General features: G+C 71.2%; 7 protein-coding genes and 2 pseudogenes. 4 read left to right on the forward strand and 5 right to left on the reverse strand.

Going from position 1 to position 9,573, the window contains the following annotated elements; genetic code table 11:
• From ABZU52_RS30445 to ABZU52_RS30465, 5 genes and pseudogenes are all read right to left on the reverse strand, one after another.
• Positions 1-375, reverse strand: a pseudogene (locus ABZU52_RS30445) (hypothetical protein); the annotation flags it as partial.
• Positions 359-1,243, reverse strand: coding sequence for a carbohydrate ABC transporter permease (locus ABZU52_RS30450; protein ID WP_354974389.1), 885 nt, complete (start codon positions 1,241-1,243; stop codon positions 359-361). The gene ABZU52_RS30450 and the pseudogene ABZU52_RS30445, both read right to left, overlap by 17 nt.
• On the reverse strand, positions 1,243-2,226 hold the full coding sequence (locus tag ABZU52_RS30455) for a sugar ABC transporter permease (protein WP_354974383.1): 984 nt from the start codon (positions 2,224-2,226) through the stop codon (positions 1,243-1,245). The genes ABZU52_RS30450 and ABZU52_RS30455 overlap by 1 nt, the downstream gene beginning before the upstream one ends.
• Before the next feature lie 31 nt (positions 2,227-2,257).
• Positions 2,258-3,604 (reverse strand): extracellular solute-binding protein, encoded by a 1,347-nt coding sequence (locus ABZU52_RS30460; protein ID WP_354974384.1) that lies wholly within the window; start codon positions 3,602-3,604, stop codon positions 2,258-2,260.
• A 19-nt stretch (positions 3,605-3,623) separates the two neighbouring features.
• Positions 3,624-4,754 (reverse strand): LacI family DNA-binding transcriptional regulator, encoded by a 1,131-nt coding sequence (locus ABZU52_RS30465; RefSeq protein WP_354974385.1) that lies wholly within the window; start codon positions 4,752-4,754, stop codon positions 3,624-3,626.
• Positions 4,755-4,991: 237 nt separating this feature from the next.
• Between ABZU52_RS30465 and ABZU52_RS30470 the strand changes: the two genes are divergently transcribed.
• The 4 genes and pseudogenes from ABZU52_RS30470 to ABZU52_RS30485 form a co-directional block, all read left to right on the forward strand.
• Positions 4,992-6,320 (forward strand): Gfo/Idh/MocA family oxidoreductase, encoded by a 1,329-nt coding sequence (locus ABZU52_RS30470; protein ID WP_354974386.1) that lies wholly within the window; start codon positions 4,992-4,994, stop codon positions 6,318-6,320.
• 25 nt (positions 6,321-6,345) lie between these two features.
• Positions 6,346-7,779 (forward strand): glucuronate isomerase, encoded by a 1,434-nt coding sequence (uxaC, locus tag ABZU52_RS30475; protein ID WP_354974387.1) that lies wholly within the window; start codon positions 6,346-6,348, stop codon positions 7,777-7,779.
• Complete coding sequence (locus ABZU52_RS30480) at positions 7,776-9,080, forward strand: enolase C-terminal domain-like protein (RefSeq protein ID WP_354974388.1); 1,305 nt, start codon at positions 7,776-7,778, stop codon at positions 9,078-9,080. Before uxaC ends, ABZU52_RS30480 begins: the two co-directional genes overlap by 4 nt.
• Positions 9,071-9,573, forward strand: a pseudogene (locus ABZU52_RS30485) (mannitol dehydrogenase family protein); the annotation flags it as partial. The gene ABZU52_RS30480 and the pseudogene ABZU52_RS30485, both read left to right, overlap by 10 nt.

Genomic DNA, 9,573 nt, shown 5'->3' on the forward strand with positions numbered 1-9,573 from the left:
GATCAGCGCCGTCACCAGCAGCACCGCCGGCCCGCCCGGCACCCGGCCGGTGGCCAGCGCCGCCAGGTCGGCGGCGAGCAGCGCGGCGCCGGCGAGCGCGAGCAGGCTGACCGGCACCCCGGGCAGCAGCGCGCGACCGAAGCGGCGCAGTGTGGTCCGCGCCGACGGCCAGCCGCCGGTACGCGTCCAGTGGTGCACCGCCGCGCTGGCCGTGCCCACCGCCGCGGCGGCGGTGAGTAGGGGCACCGCCGCGAGCGTCAGCAGGATGCCCAGCAGCGCGAGGTCGGCGGCGTCGCGGGCGGTGTCGCGCCAGTCCCGCCGGCCGCCGGTGTCGTCGGGTGCAGCCCTCGCTGCCGGTTCAGCCCTTGATGCCACTGGTGTTGATCCCCTCGACGAGCATCCGCTGGAACGCGACGAAGAACAGGAAGACCGGCAGCAGCGACAGCACCGACATGGCGAACATCGGGCCGACCGCGCTCTGGCTGGTCGAGTCGATGAACAGGGTCAGCGCGACCGGGACGGTGTAGTCCTCCAGTTGGGACAGGAAGACCAACTGGCGGAAGAAGTCGTTCCAGGTCCAGATGAACGAGAAGATCGCCGTGGTGACCAGCGCCGGGCGGCTGAGCGGCAGGATGATGTGCCGGAAGATGCCGAACGGGCCGGCACCGTCGATGCGGGCCGCCTCGTCCAATTCCCGGGGGACGCCCCGCATGAACTGCACCATGAGGAAGACGAAGAACGCCTCGGTGGCCAGGAACTGCGGGATGAGCAGCGGCAGGTAGGGCCAGTCGCCGCCGACCAGCCCGAGGGTGCGGAACAGGATGTACTGCGGCACGATCAGCACGTGCTGGGGCAGCAGCAGCGTGCCGATCATGACGGCGAACCACATGCCGCGCAGTCGGAACCGCAGCCGGGCGAACGCGTACGCGGCCAGCAGGCAGGAGAGCCCGTTGCCGATGACGGTGAGCAGGCTGACCATGGCGCTGTTGAGGAAGAACCGGCCGAAGCTGACGTCGAAGTTGGACCAGCCGGCGGTGTAGTTGCCGGGGGTGAACTGCTCGGGCAGCAGCCCGACGTTGTTGATGATCTCCTCCTGGGACTTCAGCGAGGTGCCCACCATCCAGATCAGCGGGTAGAGCACCACAGCGACGATCACGACCAGGATCAGCAGCCGCAGCAGGGACCGGCCGCCCGCGCGTCGGCGGGCGCTCGGCGCTGCGGTCGCCGGGTTCACCGTCACCATCACCGGTCCTCCCCGTCGGAGTAGTGCACCCAGAACCGCCCGGTGCTGAAGAAGACCGCGGTGATGACCGCGATGGCGAGCAGGAACACCCAGGCCATCGCCGACGCGTAGCCCATGTTCAGGTCGGTGAAGCCGGTGATGTAGAGGTTCAGCGTGTACATCAGGGTGGAGTCGACCGGGCCGCCGGTGCCGTTGCTGAGCACGAACGCGGCGGTGAAGCCCTGGAAGCCGTTGATGGTCTCCAGCACCAGGTTGAAGAAGATGACCGGGGAGAGCATTGGCAGGGTGACGTTGCGGAACTGGCGGAACCGGCCGGCCCCGTCCACCGACGCGGCCTCGTACAACTCGGTGGGCACCTGCTTGAGCCCGGCCAGGAAGATCACCATCGGTGCGCCGAACTGCCAGATGGCCAGCACCATCAGCGTCTCCAGGGCCCAGTCGGGGTCGTTGACCCACGGTTTGCCGGTGATGCCGAAGAGGCTCAGCAGCGAGTTGAACGCACCGTCGCGGTTGAACATGTTGACCCAGACGATGGCCAGCGCGACGCTGCCGCCGAGCAGGGACGGCAGGTAGAACAGCCCGCGGAACAGCCCGACGCCGCGCCAGGCGCGGTTGAGCAGCAGCGCCACGCCGAGCGCCGCGGCCAGCTTCAGCGGTACGGCGATCAGCGCGAAGGTCACTGTCACCCGCACCGCGTGCCAGTACGACGGGTCGGCGGTGAACATCCGTTCGTAGTTGGCCAGCCCCACCCACTCCACCTCGGAGAAGGGGGTGAGGATGTCGTAGTTGGTGAAGCTCAGGTAGAGCGACAGCAGCATGGGGATTGCCGTGACACCCATCAGGCCGATGAGCCACGGCGACAGGAAGACGTACCCCGCCAGACCTTCGCTGTGCCGGAAGCGTCCGGGCCCACGCCGCTCAGCGTGGGCCCGGGCGGATCCGGGGCCGCGTCGGGTCGGGTCGGGCGCCGTGGTCAACGCCACGAACAGCTCCTCTCCTCGCCTCGCGGCGCGGTCAGGCGATGGCGGACTTGCACGCCTGGACGAACTGGGCGGCGGCCTCGGCGGGGGTGGCCCGGCCGTACTGCGCGTTCTCGGCCGCCTTGATCAGCTCGGACTTCACCTTGCTGTGCCCCTTGATCGGCACCTGCGGCGACTCGCCGAACTTCTGGGTCAGCTCCGCCTCGACGGCGATGGACTGTTTCATGGCCGGGTCGGTGGTGTCGTCGCTGACCACCCGGCGCAGGTCCAGGTTGGACGGCAGGCCGCGGTCGGTGCCGAGCAGCTTGACCGCTTCCAGGTCGTTGGTCAGGAAGTTGATCACGTCGACCGCGACGTCCTTGTTCTTGCTGCCCTTGAAGACCGACCAGTACATCGAGGCCCGGGCCCACTGCGCGCTGGGGTCACCGGGGTAGGCGACCACGCCCAGCTCGTCAGTGGTGTTCTTCTTCAGGTCCGGCATCTGGTTGGCCCAGACCCAGGAGGTCGCCGACTTGCCGGTGACCACCAACTGCTTGGTGACGTCGCTGGAGTTGCCCTCGTGGATGACGTCGGCGGTCGGGGTGGCCTTGCGGTCCCGGGCGCCCTTCCACAGGTCGAACCACGTGGTCACGTCCTCGGCGGTGAAGCCCAACTCCTTGCCCCGGTAGAGGTCCTTGCCCTGCTGGCGCAGCCAGACCCAGAACGCCTTGTAGTCGGCGCTCGGGTCCTGGGTGCCCGGTACCTTGGTCTTGGCGGTGACCTGCTCGGCCCAGGCGATGTGCTGCTCCCAGCTCATCCCGGTGGTCGGCTCGGGCAGGTTGTGCTTGGACAGCAGCGTCTTGTTGTAGACCAGACCCTGGGTGTTCTCCCCGGCGGCCAGGCCGGCGAGCTTGCCGTCGACGACGCCGTACTGCCAGAGGCTGTTGGGGAACTTGGAGGTGTCCAGCTTTCCGGACTCCTGGTACGGGGTCAGGTCGAGCGTGGTGTTGCGGGCCGCGTACTCGGCGAGGTAGTTGTCGTCGATCTGGAACAGGTCCGGCGGGTTACCGCCGGCGGTGAGCGTGGCCAGCTTGTCGAAGTAGCCCTGGTTGGCCTGCCAGGTCTTTTCGAAGGTCACGTTCGGGTGCTTCCTGGTGTAGAGGGCGAGGGCGTCCTCGGTCAGCTTGGCCCGGGCGTCGCCGCCCCACCAGAAGATGGAGAGCTTGACCGGCGCGTTCGGATCGGCGGCGCCGCCGTCGTCTCCGCAGGCGGCGGCACCGAACATCAGCGGTGCGGCGACCGTCACGGCGAGCAGGCCACGCAGCAGGCGCCGCCGAGGCAGCGCGGTACGGTGGGCGCGCCCGACGGGCGCGTCAGTGGTGGGGGGCGTTGCGGGGTGCATGTGCGCTCACTCCTCGGCGTTAGGAGGCGACGGCGTCACCGGTGGCCGCAGTCGGGATGCCCGGGTCCGCAGGGCAATGCGGGCCCGGGCCACGCGGTGCGGCCAGGGGACGTGCCGGCCGGGCGTACGGGCCCGGGCCGGTCGAGTCGCGGATGACCAGGTCGGTCTGGAGCATTACCTGTGCGGTGGTACGACGGACGCCGAGCGCCGTGCCGGCACCGGACCCCCGCGCACCGCGCGGTGACTCGATGTCCTGTTGCAGCAGCATGTCGACGGCCGTCCGGCCGGCGGCCCCGGTGGGTGTGGCCACCGTCGTCAGTTTGGGGCGGGTCAGCCGGCTCAGGGTGATGTCGTCGACCCCGACGACGCTCACCTCCTGCGGCACCCGGACCCCGAGCGCGTCCAGCCCTTCGATCAGGCCGATCGCCATCAGGTCGTTGTAGGCGAGCACTGCCGACACGCCGCTGCGTCGCACCTGCTCGGCGACGGCGGAGCCGCCGACCTCGGTGGGCGCGTTGGGGCCGAGCACTGTCAGTTCCACGCCACCGTTGCGGGCGGCCGCGCCGGCGGCACGGCGCATCTCCCGGTTGGTCCACGAGCTGCGCGGGCCGCCGAGCAGCGCGATGCTGCGGTGCCCCAGGCCGACCAGGTGCTCGATCGCCGAGCGGGCGCCCTGCCCGACGTCCATCAGCACGCAGGGCAGGCCGGCCACCTGGCGGTTCACCACGACCAGCGGCACCTCGCGGCTGAGCTGCTCGATCAGGCTGTTGCTCATTCGCGGGCTGCACAGCAGCACCCCGTCCACCTGCTTCGCGAGGGCGTGGACCAGCTCTTCCTCGGCGGTCGGGTCCTCGTTGGTGTCGGCCACGAAGACGTGGTAGTCGCGGTGCCGGGCCTGACTCTCCGCCGCCTTGATCAGCGGCGGGAAGAACGGGTTCGCGATGTCCGCGATGATCAGCCCGATGTTGTGCGTCCGCCCGGTGATCAGGGCCCGGGCTGCGCGGTTCGGCCGGTAGCCCAGATCCTCCGCGCAGGCCAGCACCCGGACCCGGGTCTCCGGGTTGACCAGGTGCGGGGCGGAGAAGGTGCGGGACACGGTGGAGATGTGCACACCGGACGCCCGGGCGACGTCCCGGATGGTGACTGGCACGGCGGGCCCCTTCGTCCGATGTGGTGGCGGTCACGTGGGTGTGGCCCATTAATGCAAACGGTTGCGCCAGTGTCAACGGTCAATGGTTACGGCTTTGTTGCACCCGCACTCCCCTTGGTTACCTGCGACCCCACAAACACTGACATTTGACGCCGATCCCGCCGTCGTCGTTGACGCGATCGGATCGATCGTGATTACTTCATTGCAAACCTTTGCAGCACCACGGGAGGCGACCGCATGTCACCGAGAGCCGCCGGACAGGCCCGGTACGCCGTCGTGGGCACCGGCGCGCGGGCGGAGATGTTCGTCCGGGCCCTGGTGCTCGACCACGCCGACACCACCGAGCTGGTTGCCTTCGCCGACGTCAACCAGGCCCGGATGGACGCGCACAACCGCTGGCTGGGCGAGCTGGGGCACCGCCCGGTGCCCACGTACCCGGCCGGTGACTTCGCGGCCATGCTGGACAAGGAGCGGGTCGACGTCGTCCTGGTCACCAGCGTGGACGTCACCCACGACGAGTACGTGGTGGCCGCGCTGCGCGCCGGCCGGGAGGTCGTCACCGAGAAACCGATGACCGTGGACGTGGCCCGCTGCCGGCGGATCCTGGACACGGTGGCCGAGACCGGCGGCCGGGTGACAGTCGCCTTCAACTACCGCTACAACCCGCTGCACGAACAGGTCCGCCGGCTGCTCGCCGAGGGCGCGGTCGGCGAGATCGGCTCGGTGCACTTCGAGTGGCTGCTCGACGTCCGCCACGGCGCCGACTACTTCCGCCGCTGGCACCGCGACAAGGCCACCTCCGGAGGGCTGATGGTGCACAAGGCCAGCCACCACTTCGACCTGGTCAACTGGTGGCTGGCCGCCACACCCGTCGAGGTGTACGCGGCCGGCCGCCTGTTCTTCTACGGCGCGGACGGTCGCCGGCACGGCTACGCCCACGACTACGACCGGGCGCACGGCTCCCCCGCCGCCGCCGACGACCCGTTCGCGCTGCGGCTGGACGCCCACCCTCGACTGCGCGAGCTGTACCTGGACGCCGAGGCCGAGGACGGCTACCAGCGCGACCGCAACGTCTTCGCGCCCGGGGTGAGCATCGAGGACGACATGGCGGTGCTGGCCCGCTACTCCACCGGCGCCACGATGACCTACCACCTCACCGCGTACGCGCCCTGGGAGGGCTACCGGGTGATGGTCAACGGCAGCCGGGGCCGGCTGGAGCTGGATGTGGCCGAGAACGACTTCGTCGACCGGGGCACCGCCGGCGCGGTCAAGGGCGCCGCCCTGCACGGCGCCGAGGCGCCGGCCGAGGGCGGTGGTGCGACGCTGACAGTGCGACCGTTCTGGGCTCCGCCCCGGCAGATCCCGGTGCAGGGCCGCAGTCGGCACGGGCACGGCGGCGCGGACGCCCGGATGACCGCGGTGCTCCTCGGCGGTGAATCCGACCCGTTGGGCCGCGCCGCGACCGCCGACGACGGCGCGTCGGCCCTGCTCACCGGCCTGGCCGCCAACCGGTCCTTCGAGACCGGTCAACCCGTCCGCGTCGCCGACCTGCTCACCCCCCGCTGACCCAGCAGACGAGGAGCCCCACCCCGTGCCCACGTTCGACCACACCGACCTGCTGCTGCCGCCGGAACCGGGGCAGCGCGCGCTGGCCCGGGAGCTGTACGCAGTGGCGGCGGCGCAACCCATCATCTCGCCACACGGGCACGTCGACCCGGCCCTGCTCGCCGAGGACCGCCCGTTCCCGGACCCGGCGCGGCTGCTCATCGTGCCCGACCACTACCTGACCCGGATGCTGCTCAGTCAGGGCGTACCCCCGGCGGATCTGGGGGTGCCGACCCGCGACGGCAGCCCGGTGGAAACCGACGGGCGGGTGATCTGGCGGCGCTTCGCCGCGCACTGGCACCTGTTCCGGGGCACCCCGTCGCGCCTCTGGCTGGAACAGACCTTCCGCACCGTGTTCGGGGTGCACACCCCGCTCGGCCCCGACACTGCCGACGCGCTCTACGACGAGATCGCGGCCCGGCTCGCCGAACCGGACTTCCGGCCCCGGGCGCTGTTCGAGCGGTTCCACATCGAGGTGCTCGCGACCACCGAGTCACCGCTGGACGACCTCGCGCAGCACGCCAAGCTCGCCGCCGACGGGTGGGGCGGGCCGGGCGGCCGGGTGGTCACCACGTTCCGCCCGGACGACGTGGTGGACATGGAGTTCGAGGGCTGGTCGACGAACGTGGACCGGCTCGCCGACCGGTCCGGTGAGGACACCGGCACGTACGCCGGCTACCTGGCCGCGCTGCAGGCCCGACGCGCCGCGTTCATCGCCGCCGGCGCGACCTCCTCGGACCACGGCCACCCCACCGCGCGCACTCTCGACCTGACTCCGACCGAGGCGGAGCGGCTCTACGACCGGGGCCGGCGCGGCCAGGCCGACGCCGCCGACGCGGAGGCGTTCCGGGCGCACATGCTGGTGGAGTTCGCCCGGATGTCGCTCGACGACGGCCTGGTCATGCAGCTGCACCCCGGCGCGGTACGCAACCACAACCGGTGGTTGCACGCCCGGCACGGCCGCGACGTCGGCGGCGACATCCCGCAGGCCACCGAGTACGTGCACGCCCTCGCCCCGCTGCTGGAGCGCTACGGCAACGACCCCCGGCTGCGGGTGGTGCTCTACACCCTCGACGAGGACACCTTCACCCGCGAGCTGGCGCCCCTCGCGGGCGGGTACGCCGCGCTGCTGCTCGGCGCGCCCTGGTGGTTCCTAGACTCCCCGGAGGTGCTGCGCCGGTTCCGGGAGGCGGTCACCGAGAGCGCCGGCTTCTACAACACCACCGGGTTCGTCGACGACACCCGGGCGTTCTGCTCCATCCCGGTACGCCACGACGTGGCCCGCCGGGTGGACGCCGGCTTCCTGGCCCGGCTGGTCGCCGAGCACCGGCTGCCGATGGACGAGGCCGCCGAGACCATCGTCGACCTGGCGTACCGGCTGCCCAAGCGGGTCTTCAACTTCGGAAAGGCGGACCAGTGACCGTCACCATCACCTCGGTCGAGGTGCACGACGTGCGGTTCCCGACCGCCGCCCGGGGCGACGGCTCCGACGCGATCAACCGGGGCGACTACTCGGCGACGTACGTGGAGCTGGGCACCGACGCCGGCCCGACCGGCGCGGGGTTCACCTTCACCAACGGCCGGGGCAACGAGATCACCTGCGCGGCGGTGCGGGCCCTGGCCCACCACGTGCGGGGGCGCACCATCGAGGAGATCACCGCCGAGCCGGTCGCGTTCTGGCGTTCGCTCAGCGCCGACGTGCAGCTGCGCTGGCTGGGCCCGGAGAAGGGCGTCATCCACATGGCGACCGGCGCGCTCGTCAACGCCGTGTGGGACCTGCGAGCCAGGATCGCCGGCAAACCCATGTGGCGGTTCCTGGCCGAACTGCCGACTGACGAGCTGGTCGCCAGCGTCGACTTTCACCACATCACCGACGCGCTCACCCCGGACGACGCCGCAGCCATCCTCGACAAGGGACGCGACGGCCTGGCCGACCGACTGAGCACGCTCGAACGTGACGGTTTCCCTTCGTACACCACCTCGGTCGGGTGGCTCGGCTACCCCGACGACAAGGTGCGGGCGCTGACCCGGCAGGCGTACGCCGACGGCTGGCGGGCGATGAAGATGAAGGTCGGCGGCCCGCTCGCCGACGATGTGCGGCGGGCCCGGATCATCCGGGAGGAGATCGGCCCGGACGCGCTGTTGATGATGGACGCCAACCAGGTCTGGGACGTCGACGAGGCGATCACCGCGATGGCGGCGCTGGCCGAGGTGGACCCGTACTGGATCGAGGAGCCCACCCACGCCGACGACATCCTCGGGCACGCCCGGATCGCCCGCGCGGTCACCGAGTTGACCGGCGGGCGGTGCCGGGTGGCCACCGGTGAGGTGGCCGCCAACCGGGTGATCTTCAAACAGCTACTCCAGGCCGAGGCGATCGGGGTGATGCAGGTCGACGCCTGCCGGGTCGGTGGCGTCAACGAGGTCCTGGCCGAGCTGCTGCTGGCGGCGAAGTTCGGCGTGCCGGTGTGCCCGCACGCCGGCGGCGTGGGCCTCTGCGAGTACGTCCAGCACCTGGCGATCTTCGACTACCTGCGGGTGGGCACCGGCCTGGACGGTCGGATGATCGAGTACGTCGACCACCTGCACGAACATTTCGTCGACCCGGTGCGGACCCGGGGTGGCCGCTACCTGCTGCCCGAGCGACCCGGTTACAGCGCCACCATGAAACCGGCGTCCATCGCCGAGTTCCGCTTCCCGGACGGTCCGGCATGGCGGTGAGCGTCGGGGCCTCCCGGCTCGGCCTGGGCATGCTGCGCCGGCTGCCCGCCGAGGCCCGCCCGCTGATCCGGCCGGGCACCGTGCCGACCGGTGTCGTACACCTGGGGTTGGGCGCGTTCCACCGCGCCCACCAGGCCGTCTTCACCGAGGCGGCGGTCGGCGCGGCCGGCGGTGACTGGGGAATCGTGGCCGTCGCCCCGCGCAGCGCCGCCGTGGTCGAGGCGATCGCCGCGCAGGACAACCTGTTCAGCGTCAGCGCCCTCTCCGCGGCCGGCAGCGCCACCCGGGTGGTCGGCGCCCTCAGCGGCGTGCGGCACGCACCCAGCGACCCGGGCGCCGTGGTGGCGTTGCTCGCCGACCCGGCGGTTCGGGTGGTGACCCTGACCGTCACCGAGAAGGCGTACCACCTCGACCCGGTGACCGGCCGGCTGTCCCCGGACTCGGCGCTCGCCGCGGACCTGGCGGGCGGGGGAGCGCCGACCACGGTGCCGGG

The sequence above is a fragment of the Micromonospora sp. NPDC005220 genome, from assembly GCF_040607895.1.
Classification (GTDB): Bacteria; Actinomycetota; Actinomycetes; order Mycobacteriales; family Micromonosporaceae; genus Micromonospora.